A 26,953-nucleotide genomic window follows, 5' to 3' on the forward strand; every position below is an offset into this window, starting at 1 on the left:
CGTCCGGTGTGGTTCGCCGGCCCGGTGTGCCGGCCGGGGGCGGGCTGTGCGGGGGAGGAACGGCACGAGCCCGCCGGTGGGCGCGGTCCGTTGGGGGGATCCGCTGTCACCGGGGCTCGTGTCCGCCGTTCATCCGGGGCTTTCGCTCACCCGCGTCAGACCGGTCCACGTCCTGGATCTCCGGCTCAGTACGCGGAGTTGACGTTGTCGATGGAGCCGTAACGGTGGGCCGCGTAGTTGGCGGCGGCCGTCAGGTTCGCGACCGGGTCGGTCAGCTTGTCCGCGGTTCCGGGGACGTGGTACGTGTCGAAGGTGGGCTGGATCACCTGGAGCAGACCCTTTGAGGGGATGCCGTTCTGGGCGTTGATGTCCCAGTTGTTGACGGCGTTGGGGTTGCCGCTGGACTCACGCATGATGTTGCGGTGCAGGCCCTCGTAGGTGCCGGGAATGTGGTGGGCCTTCATGATGGCCAGCGATTCCTTGATCCAGCCGTCGAGGTTGTTCTTGTAGATCTTGGGCGCGGCTGCCTTGTGCTTCGCGGCGCTCTTCTTGGCAGCGGCCTTGGCCTTCGCCGCCTTGGCTGCCTTGGCCTTGGCGGCCTTGGCCTTCGCCGCCTTCTCGTCCTTGTCGCTCTTCGCGGCGGGCTTGGCCGCGTCCTTCTTCGGCGCGTCCTTCGTGGGAAGGCCGTTGGCGGAGACGGGCTTGACCGAGGCGACGGTGTGCGCGGGTATCTGGGCGCTGCTCGGCTCGGCGGTGGCGGCCAGGGCGGTGCTGGCTCCCACGGTCACGAGGACGGCGGCGGCGATCTTGTGCGTACGGGTGGTGCGGGGCAGGGAGATGCTGGGCATGCTGGCCTCTTCCAGGTGGGGAACGTGACGTGCGGCCTTCGGCGGCGCTGTGGATGTGAACCGAGGGTCTTGGCCGCGTTCGCCGACTGGCGTTGGTCGCTGGCTCGTTCTCGGTGCTTGGCGAGATCTATGGTTAGCGCCCGATTCTGGTGGTGGCAATGACCCTCTGTACTACCCCTCATCGTGAGATGAGGTGAAATGACCGAAATCATGGCTGTTATTCCGTGGGAGACGGGGGTCGGGACCGACTATCAGGGTTCGTAAGTGACATAGGTCCTGTGGCTGGTGTCACCTCGCCGAGCGCCCGAAAATGCCCTGAAAGTTGTGTGGGTCACAGGGGTTGGGGCGCTTTTCGGTGATTCAGCGCCGCTTCGACGGGTATGCGTATGCGCCACCTCCGGCGGACGCGGCCTGCCGGGCCGTCGTCGGCGTGGGCACGGCACCCGATGAGGGCTGGAGCCGGAAGAGGAGCGGGCGCCAATAGAGAAGAGCGGGCGTCAATAAAAGAAGAGAGGGGGCGCCGATGAAGAGGAGGAGCGGGCGCTAGTAAAAGGGCCCGGACTCAATGGGGGAGCAGGCGCGGCGGAAGAGCCTGAGCCGGAAGCAACGGCGGCGCCGGAGATACCCTCGTATCAAGGGGATGCCCCGTCCGTTATCCGGCGATATGAGGGCCGTGGCGCGCGGGACACTCAGCGAGGAGGTTCCCCACGATGACTTCCACGACACGGCTGATGCACGTTCTTCCCGCATTCCACCGCGAACGCCTGATGGACCTGGCCCGCGACGTCTTCTTCCCTCAGGACGCGCGGATCTTTGAGGAGGAGTCGCCCGCGGACAAGTTCTGGATCATCCATACCGGCACCGTGGCACTCGACCTGCACGTACCGCAGCGGGGCAGGGTGATGGTCGACACCCTGGAGGTCGGGGACCTGCTCGGCTGGTCCTGGCTCTTCCCTCCGCACCGGTGGCACTTCGGCGCGGAGGCATTCAGTCCGGTCCGGGCGCACGAGTTCGACGCGGTCACCGCCAGGGAAGTGTGCGAGTCCGATCCCGAGCTGGGCCTGGCGCTGGCCCGCTCGGTCGCCGAGGTCCTCGCCACCCGCCTGGAGGTAGCCCGTGCGAAGCTCCTCGACCAGTACATGCTCCACGGGGCCACCGGCGTATAGGGGCCCTCACCGGGCCATAGAGAGCCGGGGCCGTATAGAAGCCGGGCCATGTAATCGGGTCATATAAGGAGACAGTGCGGGGGAGCGGCCGGGAGCGGATCAGGGCCCCGGAGACACGGGCAGCGCACCGCCGGTCACGGACTGTGCCGAAGACGTCACCGCCGCGCGGCGGAGGTCCCGGAGCCGGTGCATCACGTCATTCGCGCCCCGGCCGAAATAGTCGTGCAACCGGCAGTACTCGGCATAGAGGAGGTCGTACGACGCCGACCTGGCCGGATCCGGCTCGTACACGGTGGGCCCGGTCCCGCCCATCGCCGATGCCGCCGCGTGGATGTCCGGGTACGCGCCCGCAGCGACTGCCGCGTGCATCGCCGAGCCGAGCGCCGGACCCCGGGCCGAGCGGATCAGACTCAGCGGCCGCCGGGCGACATCGGCGTACAGCTGGCTCAGAAAGGTGTTCTCCAGCAGACCGCCGGCGAGCGTGATGCCGGTGACCGGCACCCCGGCCTCCTCAAAGGACTCGATGATCCGGCGGGTACCGAAGGCCGTCGCCTCCAGCAGGGCGCGGTAGACATCCTCGGGCCGGGTGGCCAGCGTCAGCCCCACGACGGTGCCGCTGAGCTCGTGATCTACGAGCACCGACCGGTTGCCGCTGTGCCAGTCCAGGGCCACCAGACCGTGCTCCCCGACGGCCTGCGCTGCGCCCAGCCGGGTCAGATGATCGTGGAGCGTGCGGCCCAGCCGCCGTGCCTCCTGCGCGCAGGACTCCGGGACCCCGGTCCGCACGAACCAGGCGAAGATGTCGCCGACACCGCTCTGCCCGGCCTCGTAACCCCACAGGCCCGGCACGATGCCGCCGTCGACCACCCCGGACACGCCCGGTACCGGGCTCGGGTCCGGCGCGCTCACCATGTGGCAGGCGGAGGTCCCCATGATCAGGACCATCCGGCCCGCCCCGGCCGCACCCGTCGCGGGCACGGTCACATGCGCGTCGATGTTCCCGACACACACCGCGATCCCTTCGGGCAGCCCGGTCCAGCCGGCCGCCCGCGCCGTCAGACCGCCCGCCCGGGTCCCGAGCGCGCCGGTGGGGTGCTCGACCTTGCCGCTCACGAAGTCCCGGAACCCGGGGTTGAGCCCGGCGAGGAACCCGTCGGACGGGTGGGCGCCGTCCTGCAGCAGGCCCTTGTAACCGGCGGCGCAGGCGCTGCGGACATAACGGCCGCACAGCTGCCAGACGATCCAGTCCGTCGCCTCGACCCAGTGGTCCGTCAGGGCGTACAGCTCCGGGTCCTCCTCCAGGAGCTGGAGCCCCTTGGCGAACTGGCCCTCCGACGAGACCCGGCCCCCGTAGCGGTCCAGCCACGGCTCGGCCCGCTCGGCCGCCAGGGCGCTGATCCGGTCGGCCTGGGCCTGCGCCGAGTGGTGCTTCCAGAGCTTGACGTACGCGTGCGGCCGCTGCTTGTACTGCGGCAGCTCGCAGAGGGGTGTGCCGTCGGCCGTCACCGGGATCATCGTGCACGACGTGAAGTCGGTCCCCACCGCGACCACCCGCTCCGCCGCGACCCCGCTCGCCTCCAGCGCCTGCGGTACGGCGTAGCGCAGTACCCCCAGGTAGTCGGAGGGAACCTGGAGCGCCCACTCGGGCGGCAGCCGCGGGCCGCCATGGGGGAGCGCCTCGTCGAGCACGCCGTGCGGGTAGAGGTGCTCGGCAGCGCCCAGCTCGGCGCCGTCCCGTACGCGGACCACCACCGCACGTCCCGACAGGGTGCCGAAGTCCACGCCGACGACGTACGAATCCTGGTCCCGGCCGCTCCCCGGCACTGCGCTCACGACTCACTTCTCCTGCCCGTAAGACCCGTAAGGAGGGGCCGGCCTTCGCTGCCGGTTCCGGTCGGCGGCGGATGCGCGGGAGCGCCGCTCGCCGCAGGTCATCGTACGCGGCCGGGGTCCGGGCGGAGGGCCTGCCGGGCCGGGACGTGGAAGCGCCGCAGGGTCTTGCCGGGGGACGGATTATTCACCGCCCCTGGTCCGCGCCCAGGCTGGGGCGGACGGGGATCCGGTGCCCGAAGTAGTCGAGGACCGTTCCGTCGTCCACCGGGGTGCCCGCGCCGAGCGCGGGGGAGCCGGGGCGCAGGCGGACATCGTCCGGCGCCGTGGGGTGCGCGGAGCGCAGCAGCGGGTCCGCGTCGACAGCGGCGGGGTCGCGGGGCTGTGCGGTGTTCCAGTACAGGTTGCCGGAGTACGTACTGAGGGTGTCCATGACCGGTGAGCCGCCCCCGGCGCCGACGAAGACATTGTCCGAGAACGTCACCCCGGTCTGGCCGTTGTCGGAGACCATCGCGGTGTCCGGCCGGTCGGTGACCACGGTGTTGCGGTAGACGCGGGTGTCGGTGGTGCTGCCGCAGACCACCGAGATCACCCCGTAGGGAGCCGAGGTGTTGCGGTCGTTGATGCTGATGTTGTCGTGCACCCGGTTGCCGGCCGTGGTCGTGGTCGCACCGTTGCAGACCAGCAGGAAGCCGCCCTCGTTGTCATGGCTGTAGTTGTAGCGGTAGACGTCGCCGGTGTTGGCGCCGTCGATGTCGTACGCCATGGAGTCCCGGGTCCCGTGGCCTCCGCTCACCTCGTTGTACTGGTAGAGCACATCGTCCGAATTCCAGGCCCACACACCGGCGTTGTAGGCGGCGGAGCGCATGTTGAAGCCGTCGACGCGGTTGTGCTCGACCAGCGCCCCGCGCGCGTTCTGCACGACGATCCCGTCGCCGCCCGCGTCCGAGACCTTGTTCCGGTCGATCACCAGACCGGCGATGGCCTGCCAGCTGCTGCCGGTCCCGTCCGGGTTCTCGGCCCGGTGGCTCCACGTCGAGGACGTTCCGATGCCGGTGCGGTCGGTGTGCCGGACGGTCGAATTCGTGATCCGTACGCCGTCGAAGCGGGTCGGCACATCGGTGCCCTGCACCACGAAGAGGATTCCGCCGCTGGGGTCCGGGTCCTTGCTGTCCGAGCCGTTGACGTCATGGACGTCCACGCCGTCGACGACGTAGTGGTGGCCGACGCCGAAGTCCCGTAGCAGGACGAGCAGTCCGGCCCGGCGGTCCGTGGTCGTCGCCGGGCCCGTGTCGGAGAGGTCGAGGTCGCGCACCTCCCAGCCCTCGGAGTCGCGCAGCAGGACCGCGGCGCGTGCGCCGGCCCCCTCGATGTGCGGCTTGGCCCCGGTGCCGTACGCGCCGAGCCTGATGGGCTCGGCGGCCGTGCCCGAGCCGGTGGGGGCGAGCGACCCCGTGCAGCTGCGCCCGCGCCGCAGCAGCAGCTGGTCCCCGGGGACATAGGCCCGGGAGGCCTTGGCGAGGCTGTGCCAGGCGCGGGCCGCGCCGGTGCCCGGGGCGCTGTCGCTGCCGTCGCGGCAGTCCACGTAATAGGTGGTGCCCGTGTGGTGCTGGGCGGCGGCAGCGGTGGGCGCCAGACCGGCGACGGCGGCCGCCAGCATGGTCAGTACGGCCTTCGTTCGCAGCAGTTCTCTGGGCATGGCCGGACGGTAGCCAGCGCCCTGCCGCCCCGGCCATGGACATACGTGCAGGGCACTTGGACCTCCGTTTGCGCGGTGGCCGCCGCCGCGGAACGCCTCAGCGCAGGCCGGCGTCGGCGACCCGGCGGGCGGTGCGCACGATGTCGCCGGCCGGCTCCGCGCGGTACGGGGGATGGTCGCGGATCCAGCCGTCCTCGATCGCGTACCAGTCGATGTCCCTGGGTGCCCGCTTCTCGGCCAGCGCCGAGTCCAGCTCCTGGAAGTATGTCTTCCAGCGCAGCGTGTAGAGCCCGCCGACCAGCCCGGCCCACTCACGGTTCGCGTAGTCGCGCAGCCCGCCGTCGTCGGCCGCGCCGCGGTCGCCCCAGACGGTCAGGAGCGACACCGCGTCCTGGGCGAGCCGGTCCTTCTCGGTGCTGTCCGCGCCCCACGACCGGGCGTCGGAGATCCAGCGTCCGAGCAGGAACCGGCGGTCGGTGGCCACGGTCTCCTCCAGCAGCCCCATCCACTCGAACCACTCAGCGGTGAGCCGCCGGAACGTGGCCCTGTCGGCGCCGTCGTACGCGGCCTTGATCCGCGGGAGGAGGGTGCGGCTGTGGTTGGAGACGGTCTGTCGGGTGACATCGAGCAGGTCGTACCGGTAGGCGCTGCTGCGCCGCAACGCGGCCGGTACCGACAGGAGTTCGGGCAGCGCACGGGCGAACTCGGCTGTGTCGTAGCGGAGGCCGCCGGGCGACCAGGCCGCGGCGCTCCGCGCGGTCAGCGAGGGGCGGGCGCCGAAGAGGCCGTCCGGCGCCTCGCTCCAGCTGTCCCGGCGGGTGGTCCCGTACGCGGTGCGGCGCAGGATGTCCCAGGCCGCTGCCGCGTGCCGGTCGGGCGCCCCGTACCGTTCGGCCGACCACTGGTCGAACCAGGCGGTGAGGGAGACCGGCCCCTCGGTCCAGGGCAGATCGCTGAAGAGAGCGAAGGCGGCGGGGTTGTTGTCGGCGCCTTCGGGCATCAGCGCGATACCGCTGAGCGCGCTGCCCTGCCTGGTGCGCCACTGCTCGTAGAGGGCCGCCCAGTCGGGGGTATTGGCCCCCATGGTGGTGTGTCCGCCGAAGTTCCAGATCGAACCGAAGGCGTACGGCGTTCCGGCCCAGTCCTTCTCGCGGTCGGTGACGGTCGGGAAGCGGTCCGAGAGACCGTCCACGATGAACAGTTTCGACCGGTCGGCGGCGTCGATGATCTCGCGCCGGGGGTTGGTCTGCCAGCCGAGCACGGTCCAGACGGCCCCGGGATGCGCGGTGCGCAGGGCCTTCTCCACCGCCCTCGCGGCTTCGCCCACCGGTACGTCCCCGGGGTCGCCGCCCTCGTGCAGAAGGTCGGCCTTGTACATGTCCGAATCGCCGAGGAGGTCGCTCTGGTTCCGGTAGAAGGTCTCGGCGACCCGCCCGAAGACAGCGGTGCGGGGATCCAGCCAGTCGGGCCGGGCGAAACCGGCCCAGTCGCCCTGCGGTACGACATGTGCGCCCTGGTTGCGGTCGGCGAAGCCGGGCGGGACCGTGCCGAAGTAGCCGGGGAGGACCGGCGTCATGCCCAGTTCGCGCACCCGCGCGACGATGCGCTGCGCGAGGCGCATCCGCCGGTCCAGGAGCTGCTGGGACACCGGTCCGCCGAAGCCCGACATGTTCTGCAGGAGCCACCACGGCTGGTGGGCCGGGCCCGGTACCCAGGCCCGCAGCTCGGCGTCGCCGTATCCGAACTCCTGGAACGTGCGGTGGTAGACGGTGTCCGCGCCCGCGTAGACCAGGACCTCGTTGTAGCCGTGCAGGGCCAGCACGTCGAGTTCGTGCTCCCAGTAGTCCCAGCCGCTGTAGGGGCCCGTGTAGCCGTCGTTGGTGTCGTTGAAGGCAAACCGGTGAGCGACGTTCGCGGACTTGACCAGCGGCTTCCGCAGACCGGGCAGTCGGCGGGGCAGACCGGTCTGCTCACCGTTCCACGAGAAGTGGGCGTACGCCGTCGATCTCAGATAATGGTGCACCCCGGTGAGCTGCACGGCGGGGGTGGTGCCCTCGACCAGGATCCGCCCGGTCGTCCCGGACACCCGGAAGGCGTCTGCGCCGTCCCTGGCCGGCACCGTGCGGAAGGTGACCTGGTCGCAGTGGCGGGGGAGGAGCCGGGCCAGCGCCCGGGCGGCCGCCGGCCGCTGCACCGCCGCCGTGCTGCCGTGCGTGACGCCGAGTGCGGCGGTGGCGCCGAGAGCGGTGATGATCGTGCGTCGGCCGATGTCCATGGGGCGACTCCCTAGCGGCAGTGGGGCGGACTGGATCACTGGGCGGGGATCTTAGGCGCAGATGCTGACAGCCGGTCAAGGTGCGCGCACGAGGGGAGTCGGGCGGGTGTGCGTACGGACTCGCCGGAGACGGCGGCGGGCCGGGCCCCGGCGAGGGACGCGCCGGACCCTCATTCCCGGTCAGTCCGCGAGCGCCGCTCCGCCCGGCCCGTCCCACAGCCGCAGACCCGCGGTCAGCCCGTGGACACAGCGTGCCGCGAGTTCGGCGGGTCCACCGGGGCCGTGGTCCGCCGCGTCCGTCGTGGCCCAGACCTCCACGGCGACACGCATCGCGGTGTTGGCGGCGGCGGAGGCCAGCCGGATCTCCAGCGGGTCCACCTCACGGCCCGCCAACGCGGCGAGTACCGGGGTGAGTTCCTCCTCGGCGTCGTGTGTCACACGCAGCCAGACCGAGAGCAGGGCCGGATGGGTGTCCATCGCGCGGATCAGTCCCCGCGTCCAGTGCAGCGCCTGGGTCTCGGCCTCGTCGGTGGGGGTGAGCGACCGCAGTGCGGCCCGTTCGAGCGCCCGGGGCACGGGCAGATCGTCCGGGCTGTCGCGCAGATCGGCGATCCACTGCTTCACTCCGCTGGACAGCAGCGGAGCGACCGCGTCCTCCTTCGTCCGGAAGTACCGGTAGAAGGTGCGAAGCGCGACCCCCGACGCGTGAGCGATGTCCTCGGCGGTGGTGCTGTCGGCGCCCCGTTCGGCGAAGAGGGCGGCGGCGGTGCGGGCGATCTCCAGCTGGGTCGCCGCCTTGCGGCGCTCGGTCAGTGAGGGCCGGGTGGTGGCTGTCCGGGACGTGTCTGGCATGTCCAAAGGGTATGTCCCGGTGCCCTCGGTCCGCTCGATCTGCCTGTGTGGCACATCATGCCAACAAGGCGTACCGTGCAAGGGAAGGGCTCGAAGGCGAGTCCGGAACGGAGACAGGGACAATGAACCGCTTTGACGGACGCCGCGTACTGGTCACCGGTGGTGGCTCGGGCATCGGGCAGGCCACCGTGGCCCGCATCCTCGCCGAGGGCGGCACCGTCGTCGCCGTCGACATCGTCGAGGCCGGCCTCGACGCCACCCGTGAGCAGGCGCGCGCGGCGGGAACCGAGAGCCGGCTCGCGACGGTCGTGGCGGACATCTCGGACGAGTCGTCGGTGCACTCCGCCATCGGCGGCGCCATCAGCGACCTGGGCGGCCTGGACGCGCTGGTCAACGCGGCGGGCATCCTGCGGTCCTCGCACACCGCCGACACGACCCTGGAATTCTGGAACAGGATGCTCGCGGTGAACCTCACCGGCACCTTCCTGGTCACGCGCGAGGCGCTGCCCGCGCTGCTGGCGAACGGCAGGGGCGTGGTGGTCAACTTCAGCTCGACCTCGGCGTCCTTCGCGCACCCGTACATGGCGGCCTACGCGGCGACGAAGGGCGGCATCCAGTCGTTCACCCACGCCATCGCCATCGAGTACGCCAAGCAGGGGCTGCGCGCGGTGTGCGTCGCGCCGGGCTCGATCGCCTCGGGCATGACCAGCGACCCGGGCCTGCCCGCGGACGCCGACTTCAGCCTGCTCGCGAAGCTCTCCCCGGCCATCGGACAGGGCTTCGCCGGGCCGGAGACGGTGGCGGGCGTGATCGCCATGCTCGCATCCGACGACGGCGCGTTCGTCACGGGCACCGAGCTCCGTATCGACGGCGGTACGCACGCCTGACCCGCTCCTCCCCGCGACTGCGGCGGCCACCACCCGCCGATCACCCCTCCGGAACCCCTCCGCCGGGTGATCGACGAGCGGTGGCCGTCCTGTTTGGGCAGACTGGAGTGACCGGACGAGGCGCCGTCGCGGCGCCCTGCCCTTCCGCCCCGCCGCAGTGACGACACGCGGCCCGCGTGGTGCGGTGGAAGCGGACGGTTCCCGGCGGACGAGGAGGAGATCCCGGTGGATGCCGCAGGCGTGGAGTGGAGCGACGCGGTGTCCGGGGCCCCCTGTTGGGTCAACCTGACCGCACGGGATCTGGCCGCGGCCCAGGACTTCTACGCCTCGGTGATGTCCTGGGAGTTCCGGCCCGCGAAACTCGGTGAGGAGTTCAGTGTCGCCCTGCTGGACGGGGCGCCGGTCGCCGGGATCGGTGCGCTCGCGCCCGCTCTGCAGGTCGCCGTCGCCTGGACTCCGTTCTTCGCTGTCGCCGACGCGGATGTGGCCACCGCACGGATCAGGGAGCGCAGCGGCACGGTGGCCATCGGGCCGGTCTCCCTCGTATCGGGGCGCGGCGCGCTGGCCGCGGACCGGGACGGGGCGGTTTTCGGGATCTGGGAGGGGCAGCTCCTGTCCGGCTGGGCGGCGTGGCGCGACAGCACGCCCGCCTGGCTGCGGCTGCGCACCCGTGACGCCTTCGAAGCGGCGATCTTCTACGGGGGAGTGCTGGACTGGGCCAGCGGACTTCCGGGGAGCTGCGAGGTCGAGTACGAGCAGGAGGAAGTCGTCCTGCGCAGTGGCGGCCATGTGGTCGCCCGGCTCAGTTCCGGGGCGCTGGAGGCGGCGAGTGACCCGGCGGTCCGGCCGCACTGGCAGGTGCACTTCCCGGTGCCTGACGTGCCGGCCTGCGTGGAGGCGGCGCTCGCCCGGGGCGGGACTCTCGTCGCCCGCCAGACGACACCATCCGGTGCGGAGGCGACACTGCGCGACCCGGACGGCGGTCTGTTCACCGTGACCCCGATGCGTCCTGGGGATATGGGCGCCCGCCTGTCACCGGGGCCGGCCGACTCATAGCCGAGTACCGAGCAGGGGCCGTGCAGGAACCGGCGCAGTACATCTTTCCCACCGCGCCCGATCCGCCCTGACCACCGACCGCCCCGGCCCCGGCCGCCCTGAACGCCGGCCACCTCTCTGACCGTCAGCCGTCAGCCGTCAGCCGTCCTGCCTTCCGGCCGGGCGGCTGTTCTGTGTGTACGGCTCCCGCTGGCCGACGCCGCATCAGATGGAACCGGGGCAGCACCTCCGGCGGGCTCCACGGCACCAGCTCCCAACACCCCAGTGCTCAGGTGCGGTTAGCCGTCACCCCCGTCACGACTGTTCACTCCCCCTTGCAGGCAAGCCTTTGGCCATGGGATCCCCATCGGTAGTCCTCAAGAGTAAAACGCGGGTACAGACGCCCCTTTGCATCTTGTTGACGTGTTCCTGACGACCGTAGGTTGTGGCCGCCCTGCCGCGTAACCCCGTCGGCCCGGGCTGCAAGCGCACTTGCACAGCTCCTCGTTCCCCCACAAGACGGAGGCAGAACGTTGTTGCGCAGATCCCTCTCCCTCACGGCGGTGGCCGGTATGGCCGCCGCCGCGCTCGCGCTGGCTGCACCCATCGGCCAGGCGGCGCCCGCCCATTCGGGCTCATCGGCCCAGGGCGTCAAGGTGGCCCGCTCATGTGCCGAGCCGACGAAGAAGAACGAGATGGCGTGCAACGCACTCCATGTCACGTCGGGTACACCGGTGACGGCCAACACCGAACGCGGCATCACGGCCGCCGCCGCGCCCTCCGGCCTCGGCCCGTCCTCGCTCCAGGCGGCGTACAAACTCCCTTCCGCGACCGCGGGTTCGGGTGCGACCGTGGCGATCGTCGACGCGTATGACGACCCGAAGGCCGAGTCCGACCTCGGGACGTACCGCGCGCAGTACGGGCTCCCGGCGTGCACCACCGCCAACGGCTGCTTCAAGAAGGTCGGCCAGGCCGGCACCTCCACCCTGCCCTCGGCGGACGGCGGCTGGGCCGAGGAGATATCCCTCGACCTCGACATGGTCAGCGCGGCCTGCCCCAACTGCCACATCCTCCTGGTGGAGGCCAAGACGCCGACGATGACCAACCTGGGCACCGCGGTGAACACGGCCGTCAAGCTCGGCGCCAAGTACGTCTCCAACAGCTACGGCGGCGGCGAGTCCTCCTCCGACAGCTCGTACGACACCTCGTACTTCAACCACCCCGGCGTGGCCATCACCGTGAGCTCGGGTGACGGCGGCTACGGCGCCGAGTACCCGGCCTCTTCCCGCTACGTCACCGCCGTCGGCGGTACGTCGCTCAGGACCGCCTCCACCAGCCGCGGCTGGGCGGAGTCCGTGTGGAGCGGAGCCGGTTCGGGCTGCTCGGGCTATGACGCGAAGCCGTCGTGGCAGAAGGACACCGGCTGCGCCAAGCGCACGGTCGCCGATGTCTCAGCGGTCGCCGACCCCAACACGGGCGTCGCCGTGTACGACTCGTACAGCCCGGGCACCGGCTGGATGGTCTTCGGCGGCACCAGCGCGTCCTCGCCGCTGATCGCAGCGGTCTACGCACTCGCGGGCACCCCGTCGTCCGGCTCCACCCCGGCGTCGTTCCCGTACGCGCACACCGGTTCGCTCTACGACGTCACCAGCGGCTCGAACGGCAGCTGCGGCTCGTCGTACCTGTGCACCGGCAAGGCTGGCTATGACGGCCCGAGCGGTCTGGGCACCCCCAACGGAACCGCGGCCTTCAAGGGCTGACATCCGTTGCGTCCACTCCTCGCGGGGCGGTCCCTGGGGACCGCCCCGCGAGGCTGTCCGCACGCGGCGCCGGGCGGCACCGGCTGACGTCGTCGGCCCTCAGTCCTCGGCGGGTGCCAGGTCCTCCAGCAGACTCCCCAGTGCGCTGAGCACCAGCCGGGAGATCTCTTCCGGGGCGGCCCCGGCCAGGGGCTCCTTGGCCACGACGACCCGCATCAGGCCGATCCCCAGCAGCCACGCCATGGCGAGATCCGCACGCAGGAGGCTGTCCTCCTCGCCGGACAGGGTGGACAGCGCCGCGGAGTACTCGTCACCCAGCGCCCTCACCATGTCGCCCGCTTCTCCACCGGTCCCGATCGACCGCAGATAGACGGCCAGCGGCAGGTCCGCCGCCTCTTTTCCGCCACCGGCGAGCATCCCGCGCAGCGCTGTGGCGAACAGCCGCTCCGGCGCCGTCGTGCGCACCTGCTCCTGGCCCCCGGACGCGATCACCTCGGTGAGCAGCGCCTGCTTCGAGCCGAAGTACCTGAAAAGCAGAGCCTGGTTGACCCCCGCCACCGCGGCGATGTCGCGCACCGTCGCAGCCTCGTATCCCCGCTCGGCGAACAGTTTCGCCGCCGCGTCGAGGAGCAGCCGCCGGGTCCCCTGGGCGTCACGGCGCCGCTCGGCGGACCCGCTGCTGGGGCGTTCCTCCATGATCGGCTCCTCCTCGGTGAGGCGACAGCATAACGGCCGTATACCGCCGTTGACGGTGCCCTGATGCAGACCTAGCGTATGTAAGCAAGTGCTTACAAGGAGGAGAGCAGTGTGACCACAGCCAGCACGGAACCTCTCGCCTATCCCTTCAACACAGCCGAGGGCCTCGCCCTGGCCGAGGAGTACGAACAGGTACGCAACCGGCCGGGACTGCTGCAGGTCCGGATGGCCTACGGCGAACCGGCCTGGCTCGTCACCCGTTACGAGGAGGCCCGCCTGGTCCTGGGCGACCTGCGCTTCAGCCGGGCCGACGGGTACAAGCACGACGAGCCCCGCCAGGGCGAAGGACGCAGGGACAGCGGCATCCTGGGCATGGACCCGCCCGACCACACCCGGCTGCGCTCGCTGGTGGCCAAGGCGTTCACGGTGCGCCAGGTCGAGAAACTGCGCCCCCAGGTACGGGAGCTGACCGCGGGACTGCTGGACAGGATGGAGGCCGCCGGACCGCCGGTCGACCTGGTAGAGGAGTACGCGCTGCCGATCCCGGTCGCCGTGATCTGCCGGATGCTGGGCGTACCGGAGGAGGACCGGCCGAAGTTCCGGATCTGGAGTGACGCCGCGCTCTCGACGAGTTCGCTCACGGCCGAGGAGTTCGATGCCAACCGCGAGGAACTCCGGGCCTATATGGCCGGATTGATCGCTCAGCACCGCGCCGAGCCGCGTGACGACCTGATGACGGCGCTGATCGAGGCGAGGGACGGCGGCGACCGGCTGTCCGAGCTCGAACTGGTCGACCTCTGCGTCGGCATCCTGGTCGCCGGGCACGAGACCACCGCCAGCCAGATTCCCAACTTCGTCCATACTCTGCTGGACCACCCCGGTGAGTGGCAGCGGCTGGGGTCCGGCCCGGGTCTCATCGACAGCGCGGTGGAGGAACTGCTCCGCTTCATACCGCTGGGCAGCGGCGCGGGCCAGCCCCGGTACGCGAAGGAGGACATAGAGGTGGGCGGCACGCTGGTGCGCGCCGGCTCTCCCGTCCTGGTCGCGGTGGGAGCGGCGAACCGGGACGCGCTGCGTTTCTCGGCCCCGGGCAAGCTGGACCTCTCCCGCGCCACCAACCAGCACCTCGGTTTCGGCCATGGGGTCCACCACTGCCTGGGCGCCCCGCTCGCCCGGCTCGAACTCCAGGAGGCGCTGGGCGCGCTCACCGCCCGCTTCCCGGATCTCCGGCTCGCGGGCGACATCGTCTGGAAGGACGAGATGCTGGTCCGCGGCCCCCGTGTCATGCCGGTCGGGTGGTGAGCCGATGACATGGCATGTGGAGGTGGACCGAAGCCAGTGCATGGCATCGGGGATGTGCGCGGGAGCCGCCCCCGACCTGTTCGCCCTCGACCACGACCGTGCCCGCGCCCTCAACAGCGACATCGCCGAGGACGAGCGGGCCCTGGACGCGGCGGACATCTGTCCGGCGATGGCCATCACGGTCCACGACGGGGAGAAGCCCATCGGCCCACGGCCGTAGTACTCCAGCCGTACTTCTCCATTACTGGTCTGGGTCTGGGGAGTGTAACGGGGTGGGTCCGGGTGCGGGGCGGTCCTGACGGACCGTCCCGCGAACGTGTGACCGCGCCGCATGTAGTGACAGTGCCATGTCGCTTGATCTACGAGCGTGGGTCGCCTCCTTGGCCGCCCGCTCCAGGCGGCTTCGGTAGTCCTCCCACCATGGGTGCCGCGTTATCGCTCGTAGGCCGCTGTCCCGTGGTCCCGTCGAGGAGCACCAGTGGGGTGGCGGCAGGTGCCTTCGAGGGGCCCCAGTTGCGACGATGCCGAACCGGGACCGGTGCTGAGGCGTCCGCTCACTGGCCGCCCTGGTTCTGCGGGCCGGCCGAGTCGGCTGCCTCGGCCACCGCAGAGCTGAGCCAGGGGCCGATGGAGCCGTCATTGCTGAGGTCGGTGCGGTTGGCCATTGCAGCGATCACGTAGCAGTGGGACATACGGTGGGACTCGTAACGGTAACCATGGGAGATTCCGGGGATACACGGCTTGGCTCCTGCGCCGCTCTGAGTGCACCATGTGGTGAGATTCCAGCGTGCCCCGCCGTTGAGGTAGTTGGACATGTCCCCGGCCGTTGCAACGTCAGGGAACGGGAAGACCTGAATCGACACCAGAACGGGGTTGCCGGCGTTGGAGTTGGGGCCAGGCTGCTCAAGGTAGACCCCCGTCATCACCTGGGTACATCCGTGGGCCGTCAACTCCTTCACGACGTCGCTGCCTTTGAGTGGGCCCTGGCCGGACGCTGCCTGGTCGCAGGGCCGTGCCCCGCCCTCCACTCGGGCGAAGGTGATGCCCTTGTCGTCAGTGAACTGCCGGGGCAGCAAGGCGTCTTCGGTGAACGAGGTCCGGTCGGTGCCGCTGCTGTCGTAGGACGAGGGCCCAGGTGCGGGGCTGGTGCTGGCCGTCGCGGTGCCGGTCGTGGCCGTGGAGCTGGGTGAGGCCGTATCGTCGGCTGAGCCCGTCGGGCCGGTCGCGTGACCTGCGCAGTGGCCGGCCATGGCCGCCGCGCAGGCCCGGGACGAGGGCCACTGCGTCCACAGCACGATCCCGGCGAGCAGGACCAGACAGACCAGCGCACCCACGGCCGCAGTGCGCCGGGCCCGCCCGGGGGTTCCCGGTACCGGGGGCGCGGCAGCGGCAAGTTGATCCTCGGAGTCGCGGGGGTTGCCAGGATCGTCCGGTGCGAGCGGCGGGCCAGTGAGGACTCGTGTGCCGGCCGGGGTCGGCATGTCGGCTGTCTGGACGGCGACCTGTTCGGCGGCGCCGTCGCTTGCCCGTTGCGCCCAGCTGAGCAAACGGTCGATCTCGGCGCGCTGGTCGTCGGCCAGGGCACACACCGTGGCAGGCCAGGGCCGCGCGGAGGGAGTGAGCTCACCGATCATCTCGCGTAACCCGGCCAGGTCGGGCCGGGCGCCCGGGGCCTTGGCCAGACACGCAGCCGCGATCTGGCGTACGCGCGACGGCAGCGTGGCCAGGTCGGGCTCGGCGTGCACCACGCGGTACAACTCCTGCGGAACAGAGGCCGCGGCGAACGGGCTCGCACCGGTGCAGGCCATGACCAGCACGGCACCGAGCGAGAACACGTCGCCGGACGGGCTGAGTTCGCGCCCCTCGGCCTGTTCCGGGGACATGTACGGTGGGGAGCCGATCAGCCATCCGGTTTGCGTGAGCCGATTGCCGCCCGTCGCCACGTCGAAGGCTCGGGCGATGCCGAAGTCGATCATTCTGGGGCCGTCCTCGGCGAGCAGCACATTGGCGGGTTTGAGGTCCCGGTGCACCAAGCCGGCCCCGTGGACTTCGCCGAGCGCCGTGACCAGCCCGGCTGCCAGCCTCAGCACCGCCTCCTCCTGCAGCGGGCCGCCCTCGTCGACGGCTCGCTGCAACGACGGCCCGGCCACAAACGCCGAGGCCAGCCAGGGCGTCGGCGCATCAGCGTCGGCGTCGACGACCGGCGCGGTGTAGGCGCCGGACACCCTGCGGGACGCCGCCACCTCACGGCGGCATCTCTCCCGGAACCCTTCATCCTCGGCCAAGCTGTCGTGGACGGCCTTGACCGCGACAAGCCGACCGTCCGGAGCGCTGCCGAGCAGAACCCGGCCCATCCCGCCCCGGCCCAGTTCGGCCAGCATCCGGTATGGCCCGACCTGCGTCACGTCGGTCCACCAGGACCCTCATACAAGTTCCTCCCCTGGACCGCTCCGTCCCCCGAAGCCTGCCACGATCACGGCTCGTGCGGACTGCCGGGAAATAGAAACCGCAGGTTCCGCGCCGCTGCCATGACAGCGTGGATGAGCACGTACCAACCGTGGAGCCGTAAGTGGTGATGGTGGGCCGGTCAGCTGTCGGGGCCGGCGGGCGTCTTTGGGCGATGGGGGCCCTCATCGCGTGCCGTAGCGCCTCCGCTGCGCGGATCGGATCGTCGAACTCGCGGCAGACGGCGAGCGCTGCAGTCAGGTAGTCGGTCGCTGCCGCGAAACGGCCGAGCTCGGAAAGCGTGCGTCCGAGGTTCTTCAGCACGATGCTCCGCCCTGACGGTCACCGATCTTTCGGAGGTGACTCGATGAGCACACAGCGTATGGAGCTGTGTGGGCGGATCTGTGCGGCTCAAGTCTACTGACGGGAGGCCGTGTTGACGCTTTACGTTGGTGAGCTGGGCCGTTCGAGCCGGTTTTTCGCAGGCGAGGACCTACGGCGCGTGCTCCGGCATCGCTTCGTAGTCGAACGCGGGATCCGTCAGTACGCCGTCCACGTCGCGTGCCGCCCTACAAATCGACATTGACCTGCACATAGTTCATATAGAGCAACGTACCGAACGAGAAGAGGAGCCAGGCCAGCAGCAGGGTGTAACCATCCCAGGAAGTAAGTGCCGCACCCAGCGGTCGCCGGGGCCGCATCGCCTTGGCCCTGGGGAGCCAGGAACTGTGAGTGGGAGAAAGAAACGGGAGCGGCGCCAGGACGAGGGCAACAATGTACCCGCACAGCAATGCCACGAGGCCGACGACGAGCAGCCCCGCACCGGGCTGGTCCTTGGGCAGGAAAGTCTGGGCGACGCCTCCTGGGAGCAGAACCGGGGTCCATAGAATCGAGGCGCCCGTCGCGCACCAGAGCACCGCCAGTGTCAAAGCAACCGTATGAGAACGGGTGAGCTGGGCGGGCGTCAGGCGCCGGGCGGCCAGTCGGCCGGCCATCCGGAGAAGTACCGCCGCCGAAGCCACAGCCAGAACAGTCAGGGCCGCGCTCTGAGGACTCGTCGGCGCGAAGAACAGTCGCGCCAGGGCGAACCCCGGAGCGAACGCCGCGGCCATCCGGAACATGGAAACGAGCCCACGCGCCGGAAGCGGGGCCCGGAACCGGTCGGCGACGACAGGGACGGGCACGGGGTCCGCCATACCTGGCTCGGAGTCGGGCCGGCTCACCGCGGCGACCAGGGCGTAGAGATGCTCCGGTCGCTGTTCACGGAAATCCAGCCACTGATAGCGCCTCAGCTCCTTGGTGTCGTCGGGTACGTCCACCTGGTCCAGCAGCACGCAGATCGTACGCGGTGCCCCTTCCCTGGTGGCCTCCGCCACATCCACCCAGTCCACATGTGAGCTGACGAGAACAAACGACCAGCCCGCGCTCGGTGCGACGGTCTCAGTGCGCGTGTCAGCGCCCGTCTCAGAGCTCGCCCCGACGCCTGCCAGCTGGAGGGCCGTGCGCAGGAGTTCAGCTATGGGCTCGTCGGCACGCGCCAGGCACTGCACCTGCAGGACAACATTCCCGACCGGTCGGCCCCGTCCGACCCCGTTCCGCCTGCACAGCACCAGCCACTCCAGAAGGAACCGCCAGTTCTTGCCGCGCCACTGCACTCCCGGCTGGGGCTCACGAACTGACTGCCGGATCTCCCGCCACCTGGGCCGTAGTCCCGGGTTCCGACTCGGACGGAGGGGACTCCGCCTGGGTCCCGAAGCTGCATACGGGACCTCGGTGGCGCGGCGGCGCTGGTAGGCGACGCCCAGTCCGGCGGGCAGCCAAAGGTAGAACCACCGGGACCACAACGCGCAGCCCAGGCAGACCGCCGCGGCCACGGCTGCAACGGTCAGGAGCCGGGTCACGGCGGCTGCCTCTTCGGTCACCGCCGCCGGAGTGGGCCAGATCTGCCTCGCCACCGTGGGATCACCGATGTCCGGCGGGGAGAGGAGTGCCCTGACGCTGTAGCCGCACGCCGCCAACACAGTCACGGCGCAACCGACCGTAACCACGAGCGAGACCCAGCCGCAGCTCCGCCGCGCGAGGCCGACCGCTACAGCCAGCACCGCCGGCCCGAACGGGGCCATCATCGCGGTCAGCGTGAGGAGGCGGTATTGCGTTTGGTGCCAGTGGCGCAGGCGAAGCCCGTTCAGCGAGTTGCTGTGCAACAGCCGGGACGGCTCGCCGAAAGGGCTCCCGGCAAGATGCCCCACCGAGATGTCCAGCCTCATCATGAGCACACTCGCCCACACCAGGGCGACGCCCATGGTCGCGGCGCAGACCACGAACCCGGCTATCGAGGCGGGCACCCGAAGTCGCGGCAATCGCTGCGACGGTCGCTGCGGCACCGGCCGCCCCGGCCTGGACTCGTCGCCAGCCGGCTCACTGCCACACTGTGCCCCGGTTCTGACAATCTCCTCGCCGAGCGCGTGCATCCGCTGCCAGAAACGGACGCGCAGGTCGTGCACGGGAGAAGCGTCTAGCTCCGGCGGCACATCGGTGCCCGCAGTCACGCCGACGTACACCGGGATCCCGCGCTCCAGCGCCCTGCCCCACTCCATGCGAACGTACTCGGAGGCAATCGCCGAGGGCGAGGCCAGCAGCAGGAGCGCATCGGCCGTCTCCAGCGCGTCGTCCCACGCTACCTCCCAGTCCATCCCCGGGCGCAGCCGCTGCAGATCGAACCAGGGATCCAACGGTTCGTGCGCCCACAGCGCCGCGGTCACCGCTTCCGCGGAATGGAAGTCACGCCGCGAGTAGCTCACGAAGACCTTCATCGGCCGATCGCCGCCCTCAGGCGCTTCCTGTAACTCGTCCGGGCCCATCCGTCATCACCGCCCCCCATCCGTGCCCACCCTCGTCCGTTCCCCCAGAATGCCAAAGCCGCACCCGCCGAAGCACCGGTTCACGCTGCGTGCCCTTCCCCTACCCTCTCGAGACGAAGTGAGCGAAGCGAGCGCAGTGCATCAGACCCCGCTCGCTGATCCGGCCTGATCCGAACGGAAGGCCCGAGCCGCAGCGGGCAGGCGGGCGGCGCAGTCCGTCCTCCGGCAGTCAGCAGGCCGGGCCCCGCCGCGACGCCTCCCTGTTTTTCCGGTGGGGAGGCGTCGCGGCGGTCCGGACCTGTCAGACCGCCAGCAGCCACCGGGCCGCCGCGCCGAGCGCCGCGTCCGCCTCCGGCAGGACACCGGCCGCACCGAGGAAGCCGTGGAACATACCGCGCTCCACCCGCACTTCGGCCGGAACGCCCGCCTCACGCAGCCGCTCCGCGTAGGCCCGGCCCTCGTCGCGCAGCGGGTCGCACTCGGGCAGGATCAGCAGCGCGGGGGGCAGCCCGCCCAGGTCGGCGGCGCGCGCCGGCGAGGCGCGGGGGTCCGCGCCGTCGCCGTCCGGTCCGAGGTATTGGTCCCAGTACCAGCGCATATGGGCGGTGGTGTGGAAGAACCCGGCGGCGTACTCGGTGGCGGAAGCGGTCTCCAGCCGGTCGTCGAGTACCGGGTAGACCAGGAGCTGGGCGGCGATGGCCGGCCCGTCCGCGTCCCGTGCCATCAGGGCGACGGCCGCTGCCAGATTGCCCCCGCTCGAGTCTCCGGCGACGACCAGCCGTGACGGGTCGCAGCGGAGTTCACGGGCGCGCCCGGCCGCCCATTCCGTGACGGCGTACGCGTCGAGCGGCGCACAGGGGAAGCGGTGCTCCGGTGCGCGCCGGTAGTCGACCGAAACCACCAACGCGCCGGTGCGCGAGGCGAGTTCACGGCAGAGTCCGTCGTGCGTGTCCAGGCCGCACATCACCCAGCCGCCGCCGTGGCAGAAGACGATGAGCGGCCGGTCGCCGTCCGCGCCCTGCGGATCGGGTTCGTAGATCCGTACGGGTACCGGCGGGGCGCCCGGCGGCCCCGGTACGGACGCGTCGCTCACCCGCGCGATCTCCGGGAGCCCGCGCGCCGGTCCTGCCGACGAGGCTCTGCGCAGGGCTGCGACGTCGAGCGGGCCGTCCGCCGGGTCGGGAAAACCATGGGCCAGCGCGTCGGCGAAGCGGCGTGCGGCAGGAGTGAGGCTCATCCGGTGGTCAGCCCCCCGTCCACGGTGAACTCGGCGCCGGTGATGTAGGAGGCGGCGTCGGAGGCCAGGAAGCGGACCAGCTCGGCGACCTCGTCCGGCCGGCCCATGCGCCGCAGCGGCACCCGCGGGTGCTCCCGCTGCCCGGCGTCCTCGCCCAGCGCCCGCGCGACCATCGGGGTGTCGACCATCCCCGGGTGCACCGAGTTGACCCGGATGCGGTCGGACGCGAGGTCGAGGGCGACGTGCTTGCTGAGTCCGCGCAGCCCGAACTTGCTCGATCCGTAGGCCGCGTGCTGGGCGATGCCCACCAGACCCGCGGTCGACGAGATGTTGACGATGGACCCGCCACCCGCGTTCCGCAGGGCCGGGATCACCGCCTTGATGCCCAGGAAGGGGCCCAGCAGATTCACCCGGAACAGCAGCTCGAAAGTCTCCTGCGTCTCGGTGTCGACCGGCGCCGTCCGCCACAGGGCGGCGTTGTTGACGAGGATGTCCAGCCGCCCGAAACTCCGTACGGCCGTGGCGACCGCCGTCTCCCAGCTCGCCGCGTCCGTCACGTCGTGCGGGACGAACACTGCCGCCTCGCCCAGCCCGGCGGTGACCTCGCGGCCCTCTTCCTCCCGGACGTCGGTGATCACGACCCGTGCGCCGGATTCGGCGAACAGCCGTGCCTCGACAGCTCCCTGGCCCCGGCCGGCCCCGGTGATCAGCGCCACCTTGCCGTCCAGTCGTACGCCGTCCGCTGCCGCGCCCGCGGCTGTGGGGGCGGTCACTTCTCGCCGTCCAGGGCCCGGAAGTGCGGGATGACCGTCTCGCCCCACTGGCGGATTGTCTCCATGCACGCCTCCTGCGGCACCGTGCCCATCTGGATGAGGCACATCACCTCGTCCACCCCGATCCGGCGGAGCTTCTCGACATAGGCGATGGCTGTGTCGGCGGTGCCGTAGGCGTGGTCCGCGTTGAAGGTGCCGGTGTCGACGGGGCGGGCCGGGATGTTGGCGTCGTGCAGCCTGGCGACCAGCTCCTCCCGGTCGCGCGCCATCAGCGCCACGTGGTCCTCGTCCTCGTCGTCGCCGGTGGGTGCGGGCGAGTTCCCGTACCAGTGCGCGATGGACTCGGCGAAGAAGCGCTGGCCCCGGGTGCCGATGCGCAGCGCACGCTCCGCGTCGTCGAGGACGATCGTCGGGCAGAGCGCCGAGAAGTGGTCGTTGACCTCGGTCGACACGCACTGCTCGCCGCTCCTGGCGGCGATGGCCTCGTCGTACACCGCGCGCATCGTGCGCACGTCGTCGGCCCCGGCGAAGCCCATCACCAGGGCGCCGATGCCCAGTTCGGCCGCGAGCTTGAGGGTGTCGTGCTTGCTGCACGCCATGAAGAGGGGCGGGTGGGGGTCCTGCACCGGGCGGGGCAGGACGGCGCCCGGGCCGATGTCGATCGAGCCGTGCCACTCGAACTGCTCTTCGCGCCAGGCGCTGGAGAAGATCCGCAGCGCCTCCTCCATCTGCGGATAGGTGTCCTCGGGGCGTACCCCGTACATGGACATCTCCTGCTGCGTGGCGCCGCGCCCGGAGCCGATGTCGACCCGCCCGCCGGAGAGCACGTCGAGCATGGCCGCGCGCTCGGCGACCCGGACCGGGTGCTGGTAGCCGAAGGGCATCGTGACGACGCCGTGGCCGATACGGATGCGGGAGGTCCGCGCGGCGACCCAGGTCAGGAAGATCTCGGACGCGCTCATGTGCGCGTACTGCGAGAGCGAGTGGTGCTCGACGGCCCAGATCCGGTCGAAGCCCATCTCCTCCGCATACACGGCCTGATCGACGCAGTCGTTGATGACCTGGCGTTCACGCTCTGGGGTCGGGTTCGAGAGCTGTGCCTCGAAGATCATGGAGAACTTCACGGGATGCCTCCGGAGTATTTCGATTAGGAATACTTCTATCAGGCATAAATGACCGACGGAAGGGGTGGGGGTGGGACGGTGGCTGGAAAGGCCGCAGGGGTCCGGCCGGACGTGGCCGGACCGTAGACTGCCGGGCGTGACGGAGAAGCGGACGAGCAGTGAACAGGGCGGCGAACGAGGCGGTCAGCAGGGCTCTGAGCCCGGCAGGCCGGCGCTCCCGGCGACCAGCTGGGCCGTGCTCGGGTTGCTCTCCTTCGGTGAGGAGCTGTCCGGGTACGACCTCAAGAAGTGGTCGGACTGGTCGCTGAGGTTCTTCTACTGGAGCCCGTCGTTCTCGCAGATCTACGGTGAGCTCAAGCGGCTGGAGAAGGTCGGCTACGTGACCTCCCGGATGGTCGCGCAGGAGACCGGCAACCGGGACAAGCGCATCTACGCGATCACCCCTGAGGGGATGGACGCGGTGCAGACCTGGGCGCGCGAGGCGCCCGTCGAGCCCCCCGTGCTCAAGCACGGCGTCATGCTGCGGATCTGGCTCGGCCACCTGCTGGAGACCCAGCAGATGCGCGATGTCCTCGGCACCCACCGCGAGTACGCGGAGAAGATGCGGCAGCGCGCCGAGGTCGACATCGCAGGGGCGAAGTCGGAGGAGGCGTGGCTGTATCCCACGCTCACCCTCAAGTGGGCCGAGCGGTACTACGCGTCGGAGCGTGACCTGGCCGACTCGATGCTCGCGGACCTGGAGGAGTTGGAGCGCAGGCGGCCGTAGCCCCGCCTGAAGTAAAGCAGCGGCTCGGCGTCACCGTGCCGCTCCAGCGCGGTGACCCGGCCGAGCGCGATCAGATGGTCGCCGCCGGGGAAGGTGCCCTCTAGATCGCACTCGACGGTGGCCAGTGCCCCGTCGAGCAGAGGTGCGCCGTTGGCGCCCGGCCGCCACCCGGCGTCCTGGAACTTCTCCTGGCCGGTTACCGCGAACTGCCTGCACAGGGGCTGCTGTTCGGCGGCCAGGATGTTCACGGCGAACCGGCCGGCCTCGCGGATGTGCGGCCAGGTCGTCGAGGCGAGGGCCGGGCAGAAACAGATCAGCGGCGGCTCCAGTGAGGCCGACGAGAAGGACTGGACCGCCATACCGGTGGGGCGGCCGTCGGCCTGGATCGCGGTGATGACCGCGACGCCGGTGCAGAAACGGCTGAGAACCTCCCGCATGGAGTCGTCGAATCCCGGGGTGGGGTGAGGGGTGAGGGTTGGCATGTTGCCTCCAATGTTCCTACTAGGTGTATGCCTAACCGAAACACGTGTGATTGGATACCGGCCACGCTCGCACGTCAAGTAGGGAGGGTCATCATCAGCGCACACCAGGTGCCACCACCCACCACCCTCGCGCAGCTGGCGGACTTCGCGGCCCGCGCGCACGGGGGTCTCGACGCCCTTGCCGACGGAGAGGTCCGCTGGAATTTCGGACAGCTGAGCGAGGCGGTCCACGCCGCGGCGCGCGCCGTGATCGCGCACGGACTGGAGCCGGGCGACCGGGTGGCGGTATGGGCCTCCAACAGCCGCGAATGGATCACGGCTGCCCTCGGCACGCTCTCCGCCGGGGCCGTGCTCGTTCCCCTCAACACCCGCTACAAAGCAGCCGAGGCCGCCGACATCATCCGTCGCAGCGGTGCCCGCGCCCTGCTCACCGAACGCGGCTTCCTCGGCATCGACTACGTGGCCATGCTGCGTGAATCCGGGGAGGACCTCGGCGCTCTCGAATCCGTCGTCGTACTCCGGGGCGGGGCGACCGGATCCGCGGTGAGCTGGGACGACTGCCTCGCGCGCGGCCGGGACGTCCCCGAGGCCCGGCGAGCGGCCCGCGCCGCGGCCGTCGGACCCGACGACCTCGCGGACATCCTCTACACCTCCGGCACCACCGGCAGCCCCAAGGGCGTCATGAGCACCCACCGGCAGGTGCTCGCCGGGATCGAGGCCTGGTCCCGTGCCGTCACACTGCGCCCCGGCGACCGCTACCTGCTGGTCAACCCCTTCTTCCACACCTTCGGTTACAAGGCCGGCTTCGTCGCCTGTCTGCTGCGCGGCGTCGCCATGGTCCCCGAGGCGGTCTACGACGTGGACCGGGTGCTGCGCCTGATCGCCGACGAGCAGATCAGTGTGCTCCTCGCCCCGCCCACCGTCTTCCACGGGCTGGTCCGCCATCCGCACCTCGGCGATCACGACCTCGACGCGCTGCGCCTGGCGGGCACCGGGGCCTCCGTCGTACCGGTCGCGCTCGTCGACGAGATACGCGAACGGCTGGGCGCGCCGGGCGTGTTCACGGCCTACGGGCTCACCGAGTGCATGGGCGTCGTCGCGGTCTGCCCCGTCGACGCCGACGCGTGGAGCGTCTCGCACTCCGTCGGCCTGCCGCTGCCCGGAACCGAGATCCGCATCATCGGCCCCGGCGGACCGGACGACGGCGCCCTGCCCCCGGGATGTGCGGGGGAGATCGCCGTGCGCGGCCCCCAGGTCATGCTCGGATACCTCGACGATCCGGAGGCCACCGCCCGCATCCTGGACGGCGACGGCTGGCTGTACACCGGCGACATCGGCGTACTCGACGAACGCGGCTACCTCTCGATCACCGACCGGCTCAAGGACATGTACGTCGTCGGCGGCTTCAACGCCTACCCCGCCGAGGTCGAGAACGTCCTGCGCGGCCACGAACTCATCAGTGAGGCCGCGGTGGTCGGCGCCCCCGACGAACGGCTCGGCGAGGTCGGCGTCGCCTATCTCGTCACTGAGGACGGGCAGCACCCCGACCCGGCCGAACTCACCGCGTGGACACGGGAGCGGCTCGCCAACTTCAAGGTCCCGCGCCGCTTCCACGTCGTACCGGAGCTGCCGCGCAACGCCGGCGGCAAGATCCTCAAGGCCGAACTGCGGCGCGCGGCCAAGGAGGACGGGCAGGCAGGTCGTGACGGCCGGGGAGTCCGCGACGGCGAGGCAGTACACGACGGCCAGGCCGCACCCCGCGCCGCGCGGCACGTCCAACAGACCGGCGCGAAGGGTCAGCCGGAAGGGGAGAGCCGATGAGATTCGGCGAAGAGCACCAGGAACTGCGCACGGCCGTACGGTCGCTGCTGGCCCGGCACGAAGGGGCCGCGGCCTGGGGGCCGCTGACCCAGCAGATCGGAGTGGCGGGGCTCGCCGTTCCTGAGGAGTACGGCGGAGCGGGGTGCGGTCCTGTCGAGGTCCATGTGGTCATGGAGGAGCTGGGACGGACGCTCGCCCCGGTCCCGTATCTGGGATCCGCGGTCCTCGCCACCCAGGCGCTGCTGGCCGCGGGCGACACCGGACTGCTGCCCGCACTGGCGGACGGCAGCACCACCGGGGCGCTCGCCTGGGCGGAGAACGGGTCATGGCGGCCGGAAGCCGTGCGGGCCCGTGCCGTACGCGGCGCCGGCGGCTGGCGGATCACCGGCGTCAAGGACCATGTCCTGGACGGGGCCGGTGGCAGTGGCGGTGCCGGTGTGCTGCTGGTCGCCGCCCGTACCGAAGCCGGACTCGCACTGTTCCACGTCCCGTCCGGAGCTGACGGTGTCAGCCGCGAGGCGCACACCACTATGGACCTGACCCGGCCGCAGGCGAGGCTGACCTTCGCCGGAGCCGAGGCCCGCGCCGTCGGTGCGGACGGTGACCGGATCCTCGCCCACGTACGAGACCTGGCCTGTACCGCGCTCGCCGCGGAACAGGTCGGCGCGGCGGAACGCTGTCTCGAACTCACCGTCGCCCATGTGCGGGACCGGGTGCAGTTCGGCCGGTCGATCGGCTCGTTCCAGGCCGTGAAGCACCGGCTCGCCGACGCCTTCGTACGCGTCGAGTCCGCCCGTTCCGCCGCCCTCGGCGCCTCCTGGGCGGCGGCGGTCGGCTCACCGGACCTGTCCAGGTACGCGGCCGTCGCCAAGTCCGCGTGCTCCGAGGCGTTCTCGGCGGTGGCCGGGGACATGATCCAACTCCACGGCGGGATCGGCATCACCTGGGAGCACGACGCCCACCGCTACTTCAAGCGGGCCCACGGCTCGTCCCAGCTCTTCGGCTCACCGGCCGGGCACCGCGACCGTATCGCCGGGGCGGTGGTCGGACCGCGCGGGCCCGGGGCGGAGCGCCTTGCCTGACGTCGGCGCAGC

Annotated in this window: 21 protein-coding genes; 9 read left to right on the forward strand and 12 right to left on the reverse strand. The window is 70.8% G+C overall.

The features are described 5' to 3' along the window. Positions 1-185: 185 nt before the first annotated feature. Positions 186-848, reverse strand: coding sequence for a transglycosylase SLT domain-containing protein (locus OG452_RS33510; protein WP_327299300.1), 663 nt, complete (start codon positions 846-848; stop codon positions 186-188). Positions 849-1,558: 710 nt separating this feature from the next. Between OG452_RS33510 and OG452_RS33515 the strand changes: the two genes are divergently transcribed. After that, positions 1,559-2,014, forward strand: coding sequence for a cyclic nucleotide-binding domain-containing protein (locus OG452_RS33515; RefSeq protein ID WP_327299301.1), 456 nt, complete (start codon positions 1,559-1,561; stop codon positions 2,012-2,014). Positions 2,015-2,113: 99 nt separating this feature from the next. Here the strand turns inward: OG452_RS33515 and araB are convergent, their stop codons facing one another. The 4 genes from araB to OG452_RS33535 all read right to left on the reverse strand — a co-directional run bounded on the left by araB (position 2,114) and on the right by OG452_RS33535 (position 8,670). Continuing rightward, positions 2,114-3,847, reverse strand: a complete 1,734-nt coding sequence (gene araB, locus OG452_RS33520; RefSeq protein WP_327299302.1) for a ribulokinase — start codon at positions 3,845-3,847, stop codon at positions 2,114-2,116. 184 nt (positions 3,848-4,031) lie between these two features. Continuing rightward, entirely contained in the window at positions 4,032-5,543 is a 1,512-nt protein-coding gene (locus OG452_RS33525; RefSeq protein WP_327299303.1) for a right-handed parallel beta-helix repeat-containing protein, read from the reverse strand. A gap of 97 nt (positions 5,544-5,640) precedes the next feature. Continuing rightward, a complete protein-coding gene (locus OG452_RS33530; protein WP_327299304.1) occupies positions 5,641-7,818 on the reverse strand; it encodes an alpha-N-acetylglucosaminidase in 2,178 nt (725 codons plus the stop codon). Positions 7,819-7,998: 180 nt separating this feature from the next. Then, positions 7,999-8,670 (reverse strand): TetR family transcriptional regulator, encoded by a 672-nt coding sequence (locus tag OG452_RS33535; RefSeq protein ID WP_327299305.1) that lies wholly within the window; start codon positions 8,668-8,670, stop codon positions 7,999-8,001. 122 nt (positions 8,671-8,792) lie between these two features. On the opposite strand from OG452_RS33535, the gene OG452_RS33540 reads away from it, so the two are divergent. From OG452_RS33540 to OG452_RS33550, 3 genes are all read left to right on the forward strand, one after another. After that, entirely contained in the window at positions 8,793-9,557 is a 765-nt protein-coding gene (locus OG452_RS33540) for an SDR family NAD(P)-dependent oxidoreductase (protein WP_327299306.1), read from the forward strand. Between the two features lie 225 nt (positions 9,558-9,782). Further along, positions 9,783-10,613, forward strand: a complete 831-nt coding sequence (locus OG452_RS33545) for a VOC family protein (RefSeq protein ID WP_327299307.1) — start codon at positions 9,783-9,785, stop codon at positions 10,611-10,613. Between the two features lie 551 nt (positions 10,614-11,164). Next, positions 11,165-12,352, forward strand: a complete 1,188-nt coding sequence (locus tag OG452_RS33550) for a S53 family peptidase (protein WP_327299868.1) — start codon at positions 11,165-11,167, stop codon at positions 12,350-12,352. A gap of 99 nt (positions 12,353-12,451) precedes the next feature. On the opposite strand, the gene OG452_RS33555 is transcribed toward OG452_RS33550, so the two are convergent. Next, complete coding sequence (locus tag OG452_RS33555; RefSeq protein ID WP_327299308.1) at positions 12,452-13,048, reverse strand: TetR/AcrR family transcriptional regulator; 597 nt, start codon at positions 13,046-13,048, stop codon at positions 12,452-12,454. Between the two features lie 111 nt (positions 13,049-13,159). Here OG452_RS33555 and OG452_RS33560 point away from each other — a divergent pair, with 111 nt between their 5' ends. After that, positions 13,160-14,350, forward strand: a complete 1,191-nt coding sequence (locus tag OG452_RS33560) for a cytochrome P450 (RefSeq protein ID WP_327299309.1) — start codon at positions 13,160-13,162, stop codon at positions 14,348-14,350. 4 nt (positions 14,351-14,354) lie between these two features. After that, positions 14,355-14,570 (forward strand): ferredoxin, encoded by a 216-nt coding sequence (locus tag OG452_RS33565; protein ID WP_266860263.1) that lies wholly within the window; start codon positions 14,355-14,357, stop codon positions 14,568-14,570. A 334-nt stretch (positions 14,571-14,904) separates the two neighbouring features. Here the strand turns inward: OG452_RS33565 and OG452_RS33570 are convergent, their stop codons facing one another. The 5 genes from OG452_RS33570 to OG452_RS33590 form a co-directional block, all read right to left on the reverse strand. Next, positions 14,905-16,755 carry a serine/threonine-protein kinase gene (locus OG452_RS33570; RefSeq protein WP_327299310.1) on the reverse strand — a complete coding sequence of 617 codons (1,851 nt, stop codon included), beginning with the start codon at positions 16,753-16,755 and terminating at the stop codon, positions 14,905-14,907. A 609-nt stretch (positions 16,756-17,364) separates the two neighbouring features. After that, positions 17,365-19,656 carry a toll/interleukin-1 receptor domain-containing protein gene (locus tag OG452_RS33575; RefSeq protein WP_327299311.1) on the reverse strand — a complete coding sequence of 764 codons (2,292 nt, stop codon included), beginning with the start codon at positions 19,654-19,656 and terminating at the stop codon, positions 17,365-17,367. Between the two features lie 301 nt (positions 19,657-19,957). Continuing rightward, positions 19,958-20,893, reverse strand: coding sequence for an alpha/beta hydrolase (locus OG452_RS33580; protein ID WP_327299312.1), 936 nt, complete (start codon positions 20,891-20,893; stop codon positions 19,958-19,960). After that, complete coding sequence (locus OG452_RS33585; protein ID WP_327299313.1) at positions 20,890-21,666, reverse strand: SDR family NAD(P)-dependent oxidoreductase; 777 nt, start codon at positions 21,664-21,666, stop codon at positions 20,890-20,892. The genes OG452_RS33580 and OG452_RS33585 overlap by 4 nt, the downstream gene beginning before the upstream one ends. Further along, complete coding sequence (locus OG452_RS33590) at positions 21,663-22,790, reverse strand: LLM class flavin-dependent oxidoreductase (protein ID WP_327299314.1); 1,128 nt, start codon at positions 22,788-22,790, stop codon at positions 21,663-21,665. Before OG452_RS33590 ends, OG452_RS33585 begins: the two co-directional genes overlap by 4 nt. A gap of 235 nt (positions 22,791-23,025) precedes the next feature. Here OG452_RS33590 and OG452_RS33595 point away from each other — a divergent pair, with 235 nt between their 5' ends. Next, positions 23,026-23,556: a PadR family transcriptional regulator gene (locus tag OG452_RS33595; RefSeq protein WP_327299869.1), complete on the forward strand. Its 531-nt coding sequence runs from the start codon at positions 23,026-23,028 to the stop codon at positions 23,554-23,556. Here OG452_RS33595 and OG452_RS33600 read toward each other — a convergent pair. Next, positions 23,484-24,038, reverse strand: coding sequence for a flavin reductase family protein (locus OG452_RS33600; protein WP_327299315.1), 555 nt, complete (start codon positions 24,036-24,038; stop codon positions 23,484-23,486). The two genes, OG452_RS33595 and OG452_RS33600, sit on opposite strands and share 73 nt — an antisense overlap. Before the next feature lie 108 nt (positions 24,039-24,146). Here OG452_RS33600 and OG452_RS33605 point away from each other — a divergent pair, with 108 nt between their 5' ends. Both OG452_RS33605 and OG452_RS33610 read left to right on the forward strand, forming a co-directional pair. Next, a complete protein-coding gene (locus tag OG452_RS33605; RefSeq protein WP_327299316.1) occupies positions 24,147-25,859 on the forward strand; it encodes a FadD3 family acyl-CoA ligase in 1,713 nt (570 codons plus the stop codon). Then, positions 25,856-26,941 carry an acyl-CoA dehydrogenase family protein gene (locus OG452_RS33610; protein WP_327299317.1) on the forward strand — a complete coding sequence of 362 codons (1,086 nt, stop codon included), beginning with the start codon at positions 25,856-25,858 and terminating at the stop codon, positions 26,939-26,941. Before OG452_RS33605 ends, OG452_RS33610 begins: the two co-directional genes overlap by 4 nt. The last annotated feature ends 12 nt before the right edge of the window (positions 26,942-26,953 follow it).

This window comes from Streptomyces sp. NBC_01197 (assembly GCF_036010505.1).
In the GTDB taxonomy this organism is placed as follows: domain Bacteria; phylum Actinomycetota; class Actinomycetes; order Streptomycetales; family Streptomycetaceae; genus Streptomyces.

Bases quoted from the DNA above. Each gene is read 5' to 3' on its own strand.
- OG452_RS33530 (WP_327299304.1), bottom strand. From the start codon at position 7,818: ATGGACATCGGCCGACGCACGATCATCACCGCTCTCGGCGCCACCGCC.
- OG452_RS33575 (WP_327299311.1), bottom strand. From the start codon at position 19,656: ATGGGCCCGGACGAGTTACAGGAAGCGCCTGAGGGCGGCGATCGGCCG.
- OG452_RS33510 (WP_327299300.1), bottom strand. From the start codon at position 848: ATGCCCAGCATCTCCCTGCCCCGCACCACCCGTACGCACAAGATCGCC.
- OG452_RS33600 (WP_327299315.1), bottom strand. From the start codon at position 24,038: ATGCCAACCCTCACCCCTCACCCCACCCCGGGATTCGACGACTCCATG.
- OG452_RS33550 (WP_327299868.1), top strand. From the start codon at position 11,165: ATGGCCGCCGCCGCGCTCGCGCTGGCTGCACCCATCGGCCAGGCGGCG.
- OG452_RS33525 (WP_327299303.1), bottom strand. From the start codon at position 5,543: ATGCCCAGAGAACTGCTGCGAACGAAGGCCGTACTGACCATGCTGGCG.
- OG452_RS33580 (WP_327299312.1), bottom strand. From the start codon at position 20,893: ATGAGCCTCACTCCTGCCGCACGCCGCTTCGCCGACGCGCTGGCCCAT.
- OG452_RS33540 (WP_327299306.1), top strand. From the start codon at position 8,793: ATGAACCGCTTTGACGGACGCCGCGTACTGGTCACCGGTGGTGGCTCG.
- OG452_RS33515 (WP_327299301.1), top strand. From the start codon at position 1,559: ATGACTTCCACGACACGGCTGATGCACGTTCTTCCCGCATTCCACCGC.
- OG452_RS33565 (WP_266860263.1), top strand. From the start codon at position 14,355: ATGACATGGCATGTGGAGGTGGACCGAAGCCAGTGCATGGCATCGGGG.
- OG452_RS33535 (WP_327299305.1), bottom strand. From the start codon at position 8,670: ATGCCAGACACGTCCCGGACAGCCACCACCCGGCCCTCACTGACCGAG.
- OG452_RS33610 (WP_327299317.1), top strand. From the start codon at position 25,856: ATGAGATTCGGCGAAGAGCACCAGGAACTGCGCACGGCCGTACGGTCG.
- OG452_RS33555 (WP_327299308.1), bottom strand. From the start codon at position 13,048: ATGGAGGAACGCCCCAGCAGCGGGTCCGCCGAGCGGCGCCGTGACGCC.